The organism is Micromonospora sp. CPM1 (assembly GCF_023896895.1).
Lineage (GTDB): Bacteria > Actinomycetota > Actinomycetes > Mycobacteriales > Micromonosporaceae > Micromonospora > Micromonospora tulbaghiae.
Genome location: NZ_JAMHIU010000022.1, coordinates 73112 through 89366, shown reverse-complemented (window position 1 = coordinate 89366; position 16255 = coordinate 73112). Strand labels below are relative to the sequence as shown.

The window sequence follows — 16255 nt, the reverse complement described above, 5'->3', positions numbered from 1 at the left end:
AAAAAGGGGAGCCCCTGTGGCACTCGACACCGTGGAGCTGCTGCTGCACCCGATCCGGCTGCGCATCGTCCAGGCGTTCCTGGGCGGCCGCACGCTCACCACCACCGACCTGCGCGCCGCGCTGAGCGACGTGCCACCGGCCACGCTCTACCGGCAGGTCGCCACGCTCGCCGACCACGGCGTGCTGCACACGGTGGGGGAGCGGCGGGCCCGCGGCGCCGTCGAGCGCAGCTACCGGCTTGTCGAGGGCGCCGCGTCGGTCGACCCGGACGAGGCCCGGGCCATGAGCCCGCAGCGGCACCGCCAGGCGTTCCTCACCTTCGTCGCGGGCCTGCTCGCCGACTTCGACGGCTACCTCGACGCCGGCGGCGGCGACCTGGCCCGCGACGTGGCCGGCTACCGGCAGAACGCGTTCCACGCCACCGACGCCGAGACCGCCGAGTTCGTCACCCGGTTCCGCGAGCTGTTCGCCGAGTACGCGGCGCTCGGCCCCGGCCCCGGCCGCATCCGGCGGCTGCTCACCACCGTCCTGCTGCCCGCCGCCGGTCAGGAGCGGCCCGCGGACCGCCGGTGACCGAGCACGATGTCCGCCACGGCGGCGCCGAGCGCCAGCACGATGATCCCGGCGGCGAGCAGCAGTGAGTGGCGGAACGCAGTACTCCAGTCGCCGCGGTCGGCGGCGAGCGTCGAGAAGAACAGCGCGCCCACCGCGGCGATGCCGGCGGCCGACCCGATGCGCTGCCCGGTCTGGAGCATCCCGGCGCCGCTGCCGGCCATCGGCACCGGCACCTCGGACAGCGTGAGCGTCTGGTTCGGCGCGATCACCAGGCCGCTGCCCAGCCCGGCGACGAGCAACGGCAGCGCGGTCCGCAGCGGCACGTTCTCGTGCGGCCCGCCGGCCAGCACCAGGTCGGTCGCGACCAGCCCGGCCACCACCGCCAGCAGCCCGATCGCGACGAGCGGACGGCCGTACCGGGTGACCACCCGGCCGCCCAGCGCGGAGGCGAGCGCCGAACCGAGCGCGAACGGGGTGATCGCCAGGCCGGCCACGAGCGCGCTGTAGCCGAGCCCCATCTGGAGATAGAGCGTGAAGATGAAGAAGATCGCGGTGAACCCGGCGAAGTAGATCAGGCCGATCAGCGCGCCGAGCGTGTACGAGCGGACCGTGAACAACCGCAGGTCGAACAACGGCTGGGCGCGCCGGGCGTACCGGTGCTCCCAGAGCGCGAACCCGGCGAGCAGCAGCAGGCCGACGGGGATCAGCAGCCACTTGCCCGGGCCCCGCCACTGCTCCCGCTGCACCAGCGGCAGCAGGATCACCGTCACCCCGGCGCCGAGCAGCAGCACGCCGAGCGGGTCGAGCCGGCCCCGCCCGGCGGGGTTTGTCGGCCGGGCCGGCATCAGCCGCCAGCCGAGCAGCATCGCCACGATCCCGACCGGGATGTTCACGAAGAACACCCACCGCCACCCGTGCTCGGCGCCGCCCAGTTCGATGAGCAACCCGCCGAGCAGCGGACCCACGGCGGTGGAGATGCCGATCGTCGCGCCCAGCAGCCCGAACGCCCGGCCCCGGTCCGCGCCCCGGAACAACTCCTGGATCATGCCGCTGACCTGAGGATTCACCACACCGGCGGCGGCGCCCTGGACGAGCCGGGCGACGACCAGCCACTCCGGGGAACGGGCCAGCCCGGCCAGCGCGCTGGTGAGCGTGAACAGGCCCACCCCGACCACGAACGCGGTACGCCGCCCGCGCGCGTCGCCGAACCGCCCGGCCGGCACGAGCACCAGGCCGAACGTCAGCGCGTACCCGGACAGCACCCACTGCAGGTCGCTCGGCGTGGCCTGCAACGCCCGGTCGATCGAGGGCACCGCGACGTTGACGATGCTGACGTCCAGCAGCGTCATGAACGCCGCGATCAGGCCGACGCTCAGCGCACGCCAGCGGCGCCGGCCGTCGTACCCGGTGTCCTGCACCGGCGTCGACGACCGGCCCTCGCTCATCGTGCCCCCCACTGACCGTCGATCACCCGACTCCGATCGCTACCCGGTGCCCGGTGGGGCAAACGACCCGATCACGCCATCTGGCGCGCGCACCACCGGGGTCCGAAGTCCAGGCCGGACATCGGGGAGTCCTCGCGGTGCAGCAGCCCTCGCTCGGTGAGCGAGTGCAGCGGCTCGCGCAGCTCCTCCTCGGTCATCCCGGTCTCCTGGGCGATCAGGTCCGGGTAGGGGACGTGCCCCTGCACCTCCAGCGCGGAAACCGCCTGGTAGACCCGTTCCTCGACCGCAGACAGCTGGACCTGAGGCATCGCTTCCCTCCTCGGCGTGGACCGCCCGACCCGCGGACGGCCGGCGACCGGCGGTTACCCGGACGGGCCGCGATGATGCTCACCCGTTCGACTGTCGTACCGGGCGGCGCGGCACGGCGGTGCCCTAGGCTGCACCCGTGATCATGGATCTCGTCGTGGTCGGCGGCGGGCCCGCCGGACTCTCCGCCGCGCACGCCGCGGCCCGGGCCGGCGTCCGCACGCTCGTGGTCGAACGGGCCACCCACCCCCGGTACAAGACGTGCGGCGGCGGCCTGATCGGCACGTCGCTGGCCGAGGTCGGCGACCGCGTCGAGGTTCCCGCCCACGACCGGGTCGGCCGGGTCACGTTCACCCGGGACGGGCGACGCGCGTTCACCCGCCGGCACCCGGCGCCGCTGGTCGCCATGATCCGCCGGGAGGAGTTCGACGACCGGCTGCGCGCCGCCGCCGTCGCCGCCGGGGCACAGGTCCGCGAGGGCGTCGCGGTCCGCGCGATCGAGCAGGACCCCGACGAGGTACGCCTGCGCCTGGCCGGCGGTGAGACGGTACGCGCCCGTACCGTCATCGGCGCGGACGGCTCGTCCGGCGTGACGGCACGCCACGTCGGGGTGCGCTTCCGCCAGGTCGACCTCGGGCTGGAACTGGAACTGCCGGTGGACGCCGCCGAACGGGACCGCTGGCGCGGCCGGGTGCTGCTCGACTGGGGGCCGCTGCCCGGCTCCTACGCGTGGGTCTTCCCCAAGGGCGACCGGCTGACAGTCGGTGTCATAGCCGCCCGGGGCGACGGCGACCGCACCCGCGCCTACCTGCGCGACTTCACCGACCGGCTCGGCCTGTCCGGGGTGACGCCGGAGCACGACTCCGGCCACCTGACCCGCTGCCGCACCGGGGACTCCCCGCTGCGGCACGGCCGGGTGCTGGTCGCCGGGGACGCCGCCGGGCTGCTGGAACCGTGGAGCCGCGAGGGGATCAGCTACGCGCTGCGCTCCGGCCGGCTGGCCGGGGAGGCGGTGGCCGCCGGCGACCTCGACGCGTACGCCCGGGAGGTCGACCGGCGGCTGACGCCGGAGATGCGCGCCGGGCACCGGCTGCTGGAGGTGTTCGAGCGGCGGCCCGACGTGTTCCACGCGATGCTGGCGAGCCCGCCCGGCTGGCGGATGTTCGTCCGGTTCTGCCAGGGCCGGACGAGCTTCGCCGAGGTGCTCGACCGGCGGCCGGTGCGGGCCGGGCTGGCGCTGCTGGACCGGCTGCCCCCGCTCAGGGGACGATGACCGCCCGCCCCCGCACCTCGCCCCGGCGCAGCGCCTCGTACGCCTGCGGCGCCTCCGCGAGGGGGAATGTGTGCACGTCGGCGTGCAGCCGGCCGGCGCGGGCCAGCGCGATCACCTCGTGCAGTTCCGCCCGGGTGCCCCAGAACGGCACCACCACACCGGTCTCCAGCGGCACCGGGGGCGGCTCGTCCGCGACCGGCCGCACCGGCAGCGTGCCGCCGGCCAGGCCCACCAGCAGGATCTGACCGCCGGTGGCGACCACCTGCCGGGCGGTGTCGATCGTGGGTTGCGCGCCGACGAAGTCGAGCACCACGTCCGCGCCGTCCGGCGCCGGCCCGACCAGCTCGCGGATCTTGTCCACCGCGTCCGGGCCGGCCTGCACCGTGTGGTGGGCGCCGAGGCGGCCGGCCAGGTCCAGCGCGGCGGTGTTCGTGTCCACCGCGATGATCCGTACCGCTGTGGTGGCCAGCAGGATCTGCAACCCCATGTGCCCCAGCCCGCCGATGCCGATCACCACGCAGGAGGTGCCGGGCCGCAGCCGGGGCCGCGCCAGCTCCACCGCGTGGTACGGGGTCAGCCCGGCGTCGGTCAGCGGCGCCGCCTGGGTCAGGTCCATGTCGCCCACCGGCAGCAGCCGGGACGCGGGCACCACCACGTAGTCGGCCAGCCCGCCGTCGCGGCTGAGCCCGATGCCGCCGACCGGGATGACCCGGCAGCGGTTCTCCTCGCCCCGCAGGCAGGCCCGGCACCGGCCGCAGCCGATGATGCCGTAGACCGCGGCCCGGTCGCCCGGCGACCAGCCGTCGACCCCGGCGCCGACCGTGTCGACGGTGCCGGCGATCTCGTGCCCGAGCGTCATCGGGATCGGGAACACGCCCGCCGGCGCGTCGAGGATGTGCAGGTCGGAGTGACAGGCGCCGACCGCGCCGACGCGCAGCAGCACCTCACCGGGGCCGGCCTGCGGCGTGGGCACCTCCGTGTGCTCCAGCACACCGGGTGCGGTCATCCGTACTGCGCGCATGTCTCCTCCACCTCGTCGCCGACGGTCGACGCGGCGGCATACCCGTGCCGAGGCGGTTGATGCGGAGACGGGACGGGCAGGCGCACAATGCGGTCATGAGCGAATCCGCCGAGTCGTTCACCGACGAGCAGTACGCGTTCCTGCGGCACGTCCGCTTCGGCGAACTGCCGGCCCGGGTACGCCCGGAGGAGCGGATCGAGGCCGCCGAGACCGAGTTCCCGCCGGACCGCCCGGATCCGGTCGGCGGGGAGTCGGAGTGGCACCTGCGCGCGGGCGGCTGACGGGGCCCGGACAGGCGCCCGGACCCCGTCGCCCCACTGTCAGAAGACCGGCACGCCCTCGCGGACCAGCTTCCAGTTGGGCACGAAGAAGTCGGCCGGGTCGATGACGCCCTTGGCCTGCGCCCAGTCGATGAGCAGCTGGCGGATCTCCTGCTGGGCGTTGTAGACCTGGGTCTTCACGATGCCCGGGAAGTTGCCGCCGCCGCTGCGCCGGTAGTTGTTCACCGCCACCACGAACCGGGCGTCCGCCGCGACCGGGGTGTCGGTGCCGGCCAGCACCAGGCGGGTGATCCGCTCGCCGACCGGCTTGGCGATGTCGATGTCGTAGTCGACGCCGGAGAACACGTCGTAGTTGTAGTCCGGCACCGCCGGGTCGCTGATCGTCTCCGGGTTCACCGGCGCGCCCGCCGGCAGCGTCACGAAGTACTTCGCCGAGTACTCCAGGTACGCCTTCACCTCGGCGCCGGTCAGCACGACCGCCTCCAGCGTGTTGTCGTACACGTAGAGGCCCGCCACGTCGCGGATCCGCACGTCGCCCTGCGGGAACACCGCGGTACGGCTGAACGGCGCGGCGATGGACAGCACCGGCAGGCCCGCGTACTCGCCGCCGGCGAGCGCCTCGGTGACCACCTCGGTCTGGACGTGGTTGATGAAGTCGAGGATCGGCGTGTCCTTGTACCGCGACTCGGCGGCGGACAGCTCCACGCTCGACTGCGCGACGACCCGGTTGACGTACTCGACGGTCGTGGCGTGCTGGCCGCGCACGGCCGCGAGCACCGCCGGGTCCTCGACCACGGTGTTGGTGTTCAGCGTGGTGGCCGACTTGGCGGTCACCGTCCAGCGGCCCTTCTCCCGGGTCAGCGTGAAGTCCATCCGGGTCAGCCGCTGGCCCCACTTCGACGGCTCAGAGGTGAGCACCCGCTCGCCGGTGGTGAGGTTCGTGACGAACTTCTCCGGCACCTCGTTGTGCGCGTGGCCGAACAGGATCGCGTCGATGCCGGGCACCTGCTCGGCGATCAGCGCGGTCGGGTTCTCGTTCGGCAGCTCCGGGCCGTAGCTGGAGGTGCCGCTGTCCCCGCCGTGGGCGGAGACGACGACCAGGTCGGCGCCGCGGCGGCGCATCTCCGGCACCCACTTCGCGGCGGTGGCCACCATGTCGGCGAAGACGAGGCGGCCCTCGACGTTGCCCTTGTCCCAGATGGCCACGCCGGGGTTGGTCAGGCCGAGGATGCCCACGCGCAGCTTCGGCGCGCCGTGCCCGCCGAGCTTGACCTCCTTGATCACGTACGGGAGGAACGCCGGCTTGCCGGTCTTCGCGTTGAGCGCGTTCGCGGCGAGCGCCGGGAAGCCGAGCTGCTCGATCCAGGTCGCCAGCAGCGGCAGGCCGTAGTTGAACTCGTGGTTGCCGAGCGTCACGGCGTCGTACCTGAGGACGTTCATCGCGCGGGCCATCGGGTGCGTCTCACCGGTGCTGGTGATCGGCTCCTGCTTGGCGTAGTAGGTGGCCAGCGGCGTGCCCTGGATGGTGTCACCGGCGTCCAGGACCAGCGTGGCCCGGCCCTTGCGCTCGGCGCGGATCTGGTTGACCAGGGTGGCGAGCTTCGCGACGCCGACGTCGTTGTGCTTGCTGTCGTCGAACTCGGCGTCCTTGTAGTAGTCCCAGTTGTAGACGTTGCCGTGGGTGTCCGACGTGCCGAGGATCGTCAGGTCCCAGGTCTTCGGCTTCGGCTTCGCCTCGGCGGGCGCGCCGGCCAGCAGGGGAGCGGTCGCGGCGGCGGCCGCGACGGCCAGCACCTGGCGCCGGGAGGCGCCGGAGGAGGAGGTCATGAGGTGCCTTTCCGAATGGGGGTACGCGCCTCGTGGGCGCCGTTGCGCACCATAACCACCACATGTCACGTGCGCCACACCGGCCCGAATTGTTTCCCTTCCGGTCACACGCTGCTGTTTTCGCGCCGGTCACCGGGGTAGGGGCGGATCCATGAGCGAGGACCAGTTCACCCAGCAGCACCCGGCCGAGCAGTACGGACAGAGCGAGGGACAGCCGGCGCAGCAGCAGACGCCGCCCGGCAGCGAACAGGAGATGGGGCCGAAGCCCGACCACGGCGAGGAGTCGTACCGGGGCAGCGACCGGCTCACCGGCAAGCGGGCGGTCATCACCGGCGGCGACTCCGGCATCGGCCGGGCCGTCGCGATCGCCTTCGCCCGCGAGGGCGCCGACGTGCTCGTCACCTACCTCGGCGACGAGGAGGAGAAGGACGCCCGGGAGACCGTCAGCCAGATCGAGCAGGCCGGGCGCAAGGGCGTCGCCGTCCAGTGCGACCTGCGCGAGGAGGCCAACTGCCGCGCGCTCGTCGACCAGGCGGTACGCGACCTCGGCGGCGTCGACATCCTGGTCAACAACGCGGCCTTCCAGATGTCGCAGGACAACGGCCTGCTCGACATCACCACCGAGCAGTTCGACCGCGTCTTCAAGACCAATGTGTACGCCATGTTCTGGCTCTGCAAGTTCGCGGTGCCGCACATGAAGGAAGGCTCGACGATCATCAACACGTCGTCGATCCAGGCGTTCGACCCGTCGCCGCAACTGCTCGACTACGCCACCACCAAGGCCGCCATCGCCAACTTCACCAAGGCGCTCGCGCAGAACCTGGCCGAGCGCGGCATCCGGGTCAACGCGGTCGCGCCCGGCCCGATCTGGACGCCGCTGATCCCGGCCACCATGCCGGAGGAGAAGGTCAAGCAGTTCGGCACCGACACGCCGCTGGGCCGTCCCGGTCAGCCGGCCGAGCTGGCCCCCGCGTACGTCTACTTCGCCTCGCAGGAGTCCAGCTACGTCACCGGCGAGATCCTCGGCGTCACGGGTGGCCGCCCGACGAAGTGACGGCCCGTCCGGTCCCTGCTGGTCCCTTCCCGTCCGGCCGCCGTCCGTCTGGTCCCCGCCGCCTGCCGGGGTCGTTCCGACTCGTGGCCGACCCCGGTCGGCGTGGCCGGGTTCCTCCGACTCTCGGGCGCACCCCGTCAGCGGGGCCAGGCGGCCATCCGGCGGCGGACCTCGGCGATCCGCGGCGCGTCCAGGCCGTACCGGGTGAACCGGCGGTCGGCCAGCCCGTCGAGGTAACGGCCCGCCGCGCGCACGTCCTCGTCGTCCAGTGCCGGGTCGACCTGCCGGGCCAGCTCCAGCAGCTCCGCGACCGCGTACCGGTCCAGCGCGGCGGACACGTCGATGTAGTCGCGTACCTCCCGCCGGTTCACCAGCGCGGCGGTCTTGTTGGCGATCAGGTCGCGGACGTCCATGACCGGGCCGAGGTCCATCACCACCGGGCTGCGGTGCCGGTCCAGGCGGGCCAGGCTGAGCCGGATCTGCCGGCCGTCCCGGCTCACCACGAAGTCGCGCAGGTCCCGGTCGAAGCCGTCGAACACCTCACCCAGCCCGCCCGGGTCCACCTCGGCCACCCGGTAACCGGCCCGCTCCAGCGCCGCGCGTACCCCGTCGGCCGCCGCCGCGGCGGCGCCCTCCACGTCGGCGAACAGGTCGACGTCCTCGGTGGGGCGGGTGACCAGGCCGTGCACGGCCCACGCCACCCCGCCGCCGAGCACGAACCGGTGCGGGCCGGCGGCGGCCAGCGCCACCCGGGCCACCTGGCGGTAGAAGTCGTGCGGGTGGGTCACGCCGGGCGCAGGCTCCGGTGCCGGCCCTCCCAGGCCAGGCGTACGCCCCGGGGTAGGTTGAGCAGCGGCCACAACCGGCGCAGCGTGCCCGCGTGGATCAGCGCGCGCAGATCCTCCACCCGGGTCGTCTCACGCAGCACGTTCTCGTACATCCAGAGCAACTCGTCCGCGTCGCCCAGGTCGAAGGCGCGTTCGCTGCTCCACATCAGGCGTACCGGCAGCTCGACGATGCCGGTGGTGGGACCGGTCAGCTCGTCCAGGGTGCGCGCCACCACGGCGGGTCGCCCGGGGCGGGCGAGGTACGCGTGCGCGGTGACCGACATGGCATCAGGGTAACCCCAACCCGGCCCCTTTCCCCCCATCCGTCCCGCGCAGCGCCCCCACAGCACCCGCCCCGTCCCGTCCTGCCGCGCCGCGCCCCGCCCCGCCGCGCCCCGTCGATCATGAGGTTGGGCCGGACAAACCGGTCAGCTCGTGCCGCCAACTTCATGATCGCCCGTCGCGATTGCTCGGCTTGTTCACCTCGCGCGGCACCCCACCGGAGATCTTGGAGGATTTCGGCCTCTATGAGGGCCGTTTCCTTCCAAGATCTCCGGTGGCCGGTGCGCCGGACCTGGTGAGGTTCGCTCGCGCCGGCGTCCGCCCTGCGGTGATGCCCTCCGCCGACGGATGGAGATCTTGGTACGTGCCCGCCCTTCTTTACCAAGATCTCCCGCGCGGCCCTCCACCGAGACCGGCGACATCCGCTCGGGGCCTGCTTCGCGGGCGGGTCTGCCGTCGGCGGCCCCGACCTCCCCGTTGATCATGAGGTTGACGGGGACAAACCGGGCATCATCTGCCGTCAACCTCATGATCGACGCGGCGAGGGCGGCCCGGGCGGGAGTGGGGGAGCGGGGCGGGTCGGGGGTGGTGTCCGGGGGTGCGTCGGGTGTCCGGTTTCGGGGTGGTCGGGGACACCCGTGCGGCGGAATCGCCGACGGGGTCGGGGCGTTATACCTGGTGAACGACCGCAGCAGCGCGCCCCGCACCCTCGAGAACGCGGGCGGCGGCGTCCGGGAATGATCCCGGGCCGGCGGTCGTTGGACATGTCTCCGGCGCGACCAGTGCGCCCCGCACGCCACCCCCGGCGTCCGCGGGCCGCGAGAGTAGACGCCGGATCCCCCCGAACACTTCCCTGAGCGCCTGACGGTGCCCACGCACCCCACCCCCGGGTGTGCGTCGACCCCCGAACGGAGCCCACCATGAACAGCATCCTGCGTAAGAGCATCCTCGGTATCGCCGGTCTGACCGTCGCCGGTGGCCTGGCCGCCGGCCCCCTCAACCACGACACCGGCACCCCTGCGGTGCGGGACACGGCCGTCACGACCACCCAGGCCGCGAAGCTCGACAGCAACACCCTGATCCCGCACGGTGTGCAGGGCCCCCAGTCCCGTGTCGACCTGGACGACGAGCAGACCGCCAATGTCAAGGCGATCATCGCGGCGACGAAGAAGGCCGGCATGGACGAGCGCGCCGCGGTCGTCTCCATCGCCACGGCGTTGCAGGAGTCGAAGCTGGAGAACCTCGGCCACCTCGGTGACCGTAACGACCACGACTCGCAGGGCCTGTTCCAGCAGCGCCCCTCCAGCGGGTGGGGCACGGTGGAGCAGATCACCGACCCCGAATACTCCACCACCGCATTCCTGAAGGGCCTGAAGCAGGTCGACGGCTGGCAGGACATGCCGCTGACCAAGGCCGCCCAGACCGTCCAGGTGTCCGCCTACCCGGACCACTACGCCCAGTGGGAGCAGCAGGCCGCCGACCTGGTGGCCGAGCACTGGAACAGCTGACCCGGCGGTGACCGGGGTCACGACGAACGAGCGGAAGAACCGTGACCCCGGTACCGTTGTGCAGAGCGTCGGTGTGTCCAGTGTCCCCGGGCCTCACCTAAATTGCCTTCGCGGAATACCGTTCGGCTGGAGCCGCGTCGCGCCACTCGCCGAGAGGCGACATGCACACCGACGCCCAGAGCCGCCCCGGCCATCCGGCCGGGGCGGCTCTGTCTGTGGGCTCGAGTCGCACGCCCCGGGCCGCTGGCCTAGGGTTACAGGCAGAGGTGAGCCGTTCTCGACGGAGAGGGGGTGTGCCCGGATGGGTTTCAAGACGTTCATCCAGGGGTGGCCGGTCTACCGGCAACTCACCGGCACCGACCCGCTCGGTCGCGGCGCCGCCGCCCAGTCGGCGCGCTCCGCCGGGCTGGCCCCCCGCACCGGGTCCGCCGACGGCATGGCCCGCTCGGTCTGCCCCTACTGCGCGGTCGGCTGCGGGCAGCGCGTCTTCCACTCCGGCGGCAAGGTTACGCAGATCGAGGGCGACCCGGACAGCCCGATCTCGCGCGGCCGGCTCTGCCCGAAGGGCTCGGCCAGCAAGAGCCTGGTGACCAGCCCGCTGCGCCAGACCAAGGTCCGCTACCGCCGGCCGTACGCGACCGAGTGGGAAGACCTGGACCTCGACGTCGCGCTCGACATGATCGCCGACCGGATCCTCGCCGCCCGCGCGGAGACCTGGGAGGACGTCGACGACGACGGCCGCCCGCTGAACCGGACGCTCGGCATCTCCAGCCTCGGCGGCGCGACGCTGGACAATGAGGAGAACTACCTCATCAAGAAGCTGTTCACCGCGATGGGGGCACTCCAGATCGAGAACCAGGCCCGTATTTGACACTCCGCCACCGTCCCCGGTCTGGGGACCAGCTTCGGTCGCGGCGGCGCCACGGACTTCCAGCAGGACCTCGCCAACGCTGACGTCATCGTCATCCAGGGCTCGAACATGGCCGAGGCCCACCCGGTGGGCTTCCAGTGGGTGATGGAGGCGAAGAAGCGCGGCGCGAAGGTCTTCCACGTCGACCCGCGGTTCACGCGTACCAGCGCGCTCGCCGACACGTACCTGCCGATCCGGGCGGGCACCGACATCGCGCTGCTCGGCGGCGTGGTGCGCTACATCCTGGAGAACGAGCTCGACTTCCGGGAGTACGTGCTGGCGTACACCAACGCGGCCAACATCGTCAGCGAGCAGTTCGCCGACACCGAGGACCTGGACGGCCTGTTCTCCGGCTACAACCCGGACACCGGCTCGTACGACCACACGAGCTGGCAGTACGAGGGCCAGGAGGACAACGCCAAGATCCGGGGCACCGGCAAGGAACGTGACTCGGCCTCCGGGCTGGAGCACGAGTCGCACGGCGAGCCGGTGCCGGCGCAGGCGCCCCGGGACGAGACGTTGCAGCACCCGCGCTGCGTCTACCAGATCCTGAAGCGGCACTTCTCCCGCTACACCCCGGAGATGGTGGCCCGCGTGTGCGGCATCCCGGAGGAGAAGTTCCTCGAACTGGCGCGCGCCTGGACGGAGAACTCGGGCCGCGAGCGCACCGGCGCGCTCGTGTACTCGGTCGGCTGGACGCAGCACAGCGTCGGCGTGCAGTACATCCGCACCGGCTCGATCATCCAGACGCTGCTGGGCAACATGGGCCGGCCGGGCGGCGGCATCCTGGCGCTGCGCGGGCACGCCAGCATCCAGGGCTCCACCGACATCCCGACGTTGTTCAACCTGCTGCCCGGCTACCTGCCGATGCCGCACCACGCCGACCATCCGACGTTCGACGAGTGGGTCGACAGCATCCGGCACCCGGGCCAGAAGGGCTTCTGGGGCAACTCGCGGGCCTTCGCGGCGAGCCTGCTCAAGGCGTACTGGGGTGACGCGGCGACGCCGGAGAACGACTTCTGCTACGGGTACATGCCCCGGATGACCGGTGACCACGGCACGTACCAGCAGGTCCTGAACATGATCGACGGCAGGGTGAAGGGCTACTTCCTGCTCGGCCAGAACCCGGCGGTCGGCTCGGCGCACGGCCGGGCCCAGCGCCTGGGCATGGCCAACCTGGACTGGCTCGTGGTCCGCGACCTGTTCATGATCGAGAGTGCCACGTTCTGGAAGAACAGCCCGGAGGTCGCCACCGGCGAGATCGTGCCGGAGGAGTGCCGCACCGAGGTGTTCTTCCTGCCGGCGGCCTCGCACGTGGAGAAGGAGGGCACGTTCACCCAGACCCAGCGGCTGCTGCAGTGGCGGGAGAAGGCCGTCGACCCGCCGGGCGACGCCCGCTCCGAGCTGTGGTTCTTCTACCACCTCGGCCGGGTGCTGCGGGAGAAGCTGGCCCGCTCCAGCGAGCGCCGCGACCGCGCGCTGCTGGACCTGGCCTGGGACTACCCCACGCACGGTCCGCACGCCGAGCCGAGCGCCGAGGCGGTGCTCAAGGAGATCAACGGGTACGAGGTGGCCACCGGCCGCCCGCTCAACGCCTTCGGTGAGGCCCGCGACGACGGCTCCACGGCGATCGGCTGCTGGATCTACTCCGGCGTCTACGCCGACGGGGTGAACCAGGCGGCCCGCCGCCGGTCCCGGCACGAGCAGGACTGGGTGGCGGCCGAGTGGGGCTGGGCGTGGCCGGCGAACCGGCGCACGCTCTACAACCGCGCCTCCGCCGACCCCGACGGCCGGCCGTGGAGCGAGCGCAAGAAGTACGTCTGGTGGGATCCGGACGCCGGCGAGTGGACCGGGTACGACGTGCCGGACTTCGAGAAGACGAAGCCGCCGTCGTACCGGCCGCCCGAGGGCGCCTCCGGCCCGGCTGCGCTCGCCGGTGACGACCCGTTCGTCATGCAGGGCGACGGCAAGGCGTGGCTGTACGCGCCGAGCGGCGTGCTCGACGGCCCGCTGCCGGCCCACTACGAGCCGGCCGAGTCGCCGATGCGCAACCCGCTCTACGGTCAGCAGGCCAACCCGACCCGCAAGATCTACGAGCACCCGATCAACCGGATGAACCCGAGTCCGCCGGAGCCGCACAGCCAGGTCTTCCCGTACGTGTTCACGGTCAGCCGCCTCACCGAGCACCACACCGCCGGTGGGATGAGCCGTACCGTGCCGCGCCTGGCGGAGCTGCAACCGGAGATGTTCGTCGAGGTGTCCCCGGAGCTGGCCGGCGAGATCGGGCTGGCGCACCTGGGCTGGGCGCACCTGATCAGCGGCCGTGCGGTGATCGAGGCGCGGGTGCTGGTCACCGACCGGCTCACCCCGCTGCGGGTGGACGGTCGGATCATCCACCAGGTCTGGCTGCCGTACCACTTCGGCACCGAGGGCCTGGTCACCGGCGACTCGGCGAACGACCTGTTCGGCATCACGCTGGACCCGAACGTCCTCATCCAGGAGAGCAAGGTCGGCACCTGCGACATCCGGCCCGGGCGGCGGCCCACCGGCCCGCCGCTGCTCGACCTGGTCGGCGACTACCAGCGGCGGGCCGGCATGACACCGGACCGCAAGGTGCCCCTGGTGACCACCGACGCGGCCGGCGGGGACGACGCCGCCGGCAGCACCGACGAGCAGTCGGCCGCCGCGCACCAGGACGGGGATCGGGATGCCTGACGCCAACAGCCTGTACGGCCCGCTCGACCCGGCCCCGGACGCGGGCTGGGTCGACGCGCCGCCCCGGATGGGCTTCTTCACCGACACCAGCGTCTGCATCGGCTGCAAGGCGTGCGAGGTGGCCTGCAAGGAGTGGAACGGCGTCCCCGACTCGGGTTTCGACCTGCTCGGCATGTCGTACGACAACACCGGCGCGCTCACCGCGAACTCGTGGCGGCACGTCGCGTTCATCGAGCAGCCCCGCCCGGCCGGGCACGGCACGCCGCCGTTCGCCGGTGACCCGACCGGCCCGGCGATCAGCCCGGAGTCCGCGGCGGTCGGCGCGGTCACCGCACCCGACACGGGTACGAACCCTGGCCTGCCGCCGGGGCGGCCGGAGGCGGCGGCGCGGATGGCCGCCGGTCCGGAGTTCCTCGGCATGCCCGGCGCCCAGCCGCCCGGGCGGGTCACCGGCGTGGAGTCCCGTACCGACTTCCGCTGGTTGATGATGTCCGACGTGTGCAAGCACTGCACGCACGCGGCCTGTCTGGACGTGTGCCCGACCGGTTCGCTGTTCCGCACCGAGTTCGGCACCGTGGTGGTGCAGGAGGACATCTGCAACGGCTGCGGCTACTGCATCTCCGCCTGCCCGTACGGCGTGATCGACCAGCGTAAGGGCGACGGCCGGGCGTGGAAGTGCACGCTGTGCTACGACCGGATGGGCGCGGGCATGACGCCCGCCTGCGCGCAGGCGTGCCCGACCGAGTCGATCCAGTACGGCCCGCTCGACGAGCTGCGGGAACGGGCCGCCCGGCGGGTCACCGCGCTGCACGAGCACGGCGTGCCGGAGGCGCGGCTGTACGGCCACGACCCGACCGACGGTGTCGGCGGCGACGGCGCGTTCTTCCTGCTGCAGGACGAGCCGGAGGTGTACGGGCTGCCGCCGGACCCGGTGGTCACCACCCGGGACCTGCCGAAGATGTGGAAGCGGGCCGGGTTCGCCGCGCTGGCCATGGCGGCGGCTGCCGTCGCCGCGTTCGTCGGAGGATCGTCGTGAGCCCGGACCGCCCGGTCGGTGACCTGTTCCGCCGCTTCCGCGAGCGCCTGTCCGCGGAACGGGAGAACGGCACCGCCGCCGAACGCGAGAACGGCAGCCGGGCCACCGCGGCCGGTCCCGGCGTGGGACGGACCGACGCGGGCTCCCGCGACGCCGGGCTGGCCCCGCACCCGCCCCGCGACGCGTCCCCGCGCCGGCGCAGGGGCGGCAAGGGCGGCGGGGAGCAGCTCAACGTGCCGCCGGCGGAGTTCACCTCCTACTACGGCCGGCCCGTCCTCAAGCCGCCGGTGTGGCGGTGGGACATCGCCGCGTACCTGTTCACCGGCGGCCTCGCCGCCGGTTCGTCGCTGCTGGCCGCGGGCGGGCAGCTCACCGGCCGCCCGGCGCTGCGCCGCGCCGGGCGGATCGCCGCGCTGGCCGGGGTCGGCGCGAGCACCTACTTTCTGATCAACGACCTGGGCCGGCCGTCGCGCTTCCACCACATGCTGCGGGTGGCGAAGGTGACCTCGCCGATGTCGGTGGGCACCTGGATCCTCAGCGTGTTCGGCCCGGCCGCCGGGGTCGCCGCGGTCGCCGAGGCGGCCCCGCTGCTGCCCGAGCGCGGCGTGCTGGGGCTCGGGCGCCGGCTGCTGCCCCCGGCCGGGCACGCCGCCGGTGTGGTCGCCGCCGTCACCGCGCCGGCGCTGGCCACGTACACCGGGGTGCTGCTGGCGGACACGGCGGTGCCGTCGTGGCACGAGGCGTACCCGGAACTGCCGGCCGTCTTCGCGGGCAGCGCCCTGGCCAGCGGCGCCGGTGTCGGGCTGGTGGCCGCGCCCTGCGCCCAGGCCGGTCCGGCGCGGCGCCTCGCGGTCGCGGGCGCGGCGATGGAGCTGTGGGGTTCGCACCGGGTGGAGAACCGGCTGGGACTGCTCAGCGAGCCCTACACGCAGGGCACGCCGGGGAAGCTGCTGCGCGCGGGCCGGGCGCTGACCGCCGCCGGTGTGGTCGGCGCGCTGGTCGGCCGGCGCAGCCGGGTGCTGTCCGCGCTCTCCGGCGGCGCGCTGATCGCCGCGTCGGTGTGCACCCGGTTCGGCATCTTCCACGGCGGGGTCGCCTCGGCGCGCGATCCGCGGTACACGGTCGTGCCGCAGCGCGAACGCGCCGACCGGCGGGCCGCCGACCAGGTCTGACACCTCCCCGGGCGGCCTTCCGTCCGCTGTGGTTGACTGCTG

General features: G+C 73.0%; 14 protein-coding genes. 8 read left to right on the top strand and 6 right to left on the bottom strand.

The genetic code is table 11. The features are described from left to right. The first annotated feature begins 16 nt into the window (after positions 1–16). Positions 17–574: a helix-turn-helix domain-containing protein gene (locus tag M8C11_RS24280; RefSeq protein WP_252453391.1), complete on the top strand. Its 558-nt coding sequence runs from the start codon at positions 17–19 to the stop codon at positions 572–574. On the opposite strand, the gene M8C11_RS24275 is transcribed toward M8C11_RS24280, so the two are convergent. After that, complete coding sequence (locus M8C11_RS24275) at positions 547–2001, bottom strand: MFS transporter (RefSeq protein WP_121686423.1); 1455 nt, start codon at positions 1999–2001, stop codon at positions 547–549. The genes M8C11_RS24280 and M8C11_RS24275 overlap by 28 nt on opposite strands. 71 nt (positions 2002–2072) lie before the next feature. Further along, a complete protein-coding gene (locus M8C11_RS24270; protein ID WP_013286401.1) occupies positions 2073–2309 on the bottom strand; it encodes a hypothetical protein in 237 nt (78 codons plus the stop codon). Positions 2310–2452: 143 nt separating this feature from the next. Here M8C11_RS24270 and M8C11_RS24265 point away from each other — a divergent pair, with 143 nt between their 5' ends. Further along, entirely contained in the window at positions 2453–3580 is a 1128-nt protein-coding gene (locus tag M8C11_RS24265) for a geranylgeranyl reductase family protein (RefSeq protein ID WP_252453437.1), read from the top strand. On the opposite strand, the gene M8C11_RS24260 is transcribed toward M8C11_RS24265, so the two are convergent. Then, positions 3567–4601, bottom strand: coding sequence for an NAD(P)-dependent alcohol dehydrogenase (locus M8C11_RS24260; protein ID WP_120569833.1), 1035 nt, complete (start codon positions 4599–4601; stop codon positions 3567–3569). The genes M8C11_RS24265 and M8C11_RS24260 overlap by 14 nt on opposite strands. Positions 4602–4696: 95 nt before the next feature. On the opposite strand from M8C11_RS24260, the gene M8C11_RS24255 reads away from it, so the two are divergent. After that, complete coding sequence (locus M8C11_RS24255; RefSeq protein WP_244933343.1) at positions 4697–4882, top strand: hypothetical protein; 186 nt, start codon at positions 4697–4699, stop codon at positions 4880–4882. Positions 4883–4921: 39 nt separating this feature from the next. Here the strand turns inward: M8C11_RS24255 and M8C11_RS24250 are convergent, their stop codons facing one another. Continuing rightward, positions 4922–6709 carry a bifunctional UDP-sugar hydrolase/5'-nucleotidase gene (locus tag M8C11_RS24250; protein ID WP_252453389.1) on the bottom strand — a complete coding sequence of 596 codons (1788 nt, stop codon included), beginning with the start codon at positions 6707–6709 and terminating at the stop codon, positions 4922–4924. Positions 6710–6860: 151 nt separating this feature from the next. On the opposite strand from M8C11_RS24250, the gene M8C11_RS24245 reads away from it, so the two are divergent. Beyond that, positions 6861–7763 (top strand): SDR family oxidoreductase, encoded by a 903-nt coding sequence (locus M8C11_RS24245; protein ID WP_252453387.1) that lies wholly within the window; start codon positions 6861–6863, stop codon positions 7761–7763. 137 nt (positions 7764–7900) lie between these two features. Here M8C11_RS24245 and M8C11_RS24240 read toward each other — a convergent pair whose 3' ends face one another. After that, complete coding sequence (locus tag M8C11_RS24240; RefSeq protein WP_091327688.1) at positions 7901–8551, bottom strand: nucleotidyl transferase AbiEii/AbiGii toxin family protein; 651 nt, start codon at positions 8549–8551, stop codon at positions 7901–7903. Next, complete coding sequence (locus tag M8C11_RS24235) at positions 8548–8874, bottom strand: hypothetical protein (RefSeq protein ID WP_252453385.1); 327 nt, start codon at positions 8872–8874, stop codon at positions 8548–8550. The genes M8C11_RS24240 and M8C11_RS24235 overlap by 4 nt, the downstream gene beginning before the upstream one ends. Before the next feature lie 918 nt (positions 8875–9792). On the opposite strand from M8C11_RS24235, the gene M8C11_RS24230 reads away from it, so the two are divergent. From M8C11_RS24230 to nrfD, 4 genes are all read left to right on the top strand, one after another. Further along, complete coding sequence (locus M8C11_RS24230) at positions 9793–10380, top strand: hypothetical protein (protein ID WP_252453383.1); 588 nt, start codon at positions 9793–9795, stop codon at positions 10378–10380. A 301-nt stretch (positions 10381–10681) separates the two neighbouring features. Then, on the top strand, positions 10682–14005 hold the full coding sequence (gene fdh, locus M8C11_RS24225) for a formate dehydrogenase (protein WP_252453380.1): 3324 nt from the start codon (positions 10682–10684) through the stop codon (positions 14003–14005). Continuing rightward, on the top strand, positions 13998–15041 hold the full coding sequence (locus tag M8C11_RS24220; protein ID WP_252453377.1) for a 4Fe-4S dicluster domain-containing protein: 1044 nt from the start codon (positions 13998–14000) through the stop codon (positions 15039–15041). Before fdh ends, M8C11_RS24220 begins: the two co-directional genes overlap by 8 nt. Beyond that, complete coding sequence (gene nrfD / locus M8C11_RS24215; protein ID WP_252453375.1) at positions 15038–16213, top strand: NrfD/PsrC family molybdoenzyme membrane anchor subunit; 1176 nt, start codon at positions 15038–15040, stop codon at positions 16211–16213. The genes M8C11_RS24220 and nrfD overlap by 4 nt, the downstream gene beginning before the upstream one ends. Positions 16214–16255 lie beyond the last annotated feature (42 nt).

Bases quoted from the DNA above. Each gene is read 5' to 3' on its own strand.
- M8C11_RS24260 (WP_120569833.1), bottom strand. From the start codon at position 4,601: ATGCGCGCAGTACGGATGACCGCACCCGGTGTGCTGGAGCACACGGAG.
- M8C11_RS24275 (WP_121686423.1), bottom strand. From the start codon at position 2,001: ATGAGCGAGGGCCGGTCGTCGACGCCGGTGCAGGACACCGGGTACGAC.
- M8C11_RS24250 (WP_252453389.1), bottom strand. From the start codon at position 6,709: ATGACCTCCTCCTCCGGCGCCTCCCGGCGCCAGGTGCTGGCCGTCGCG.
- M8C11_RS24245 (WP_252453387.1), top strand. From the start codon at position 6,861: ATGAGCGAGGACCAGTTCACCCAGCAGCACCCGGCCGAGCAGTACGGA.
- M8C11_RS24235 (WP_252453385.1), bottom strand. From the start codon at position 8,874: ATGTCGGTCACCGCGCACGCGTACCTCGCCCGCCCCGGGCGACCCGCC.
- M8C11_RS24230 (WP_252453383.1), top strand. From the start codon at position 9,793: ATGAACAGCATCCTGCGTAAGAGCATCCTCGGTATCGCCGGTCTGACC.
- M8C11_RS24220 (WP_252453377.1), top strand. From the start codon at position 13,998: ATGCCTGACGCCAACAGCCTGTACGGCCCGCTCGACCCGGCCCCGGAC.
- M8C11_RS24255 (WP_244933343.1), top strand. From the start codon at position 4,697: ATGAGCGAATCCGCCGAGTCGTTCACCGACGAGCAGTACGCGTTCCTG.
- M8C11_RS24265 (WP_252453437.1), top strand. From the start codon at position 2,453: ATGGATCTCGTCGTGGTCGGCGGCGGGCCCGCCGGACTCTCCGCCGCG.
- M8C11_RS24270 (WP_013286401.1), bottom strand. From the start codon at position 2,309: ATGCCTCAGGTCCAGCTGTCTGCGGTCGAGGAACGGGTCTACCAGGCG.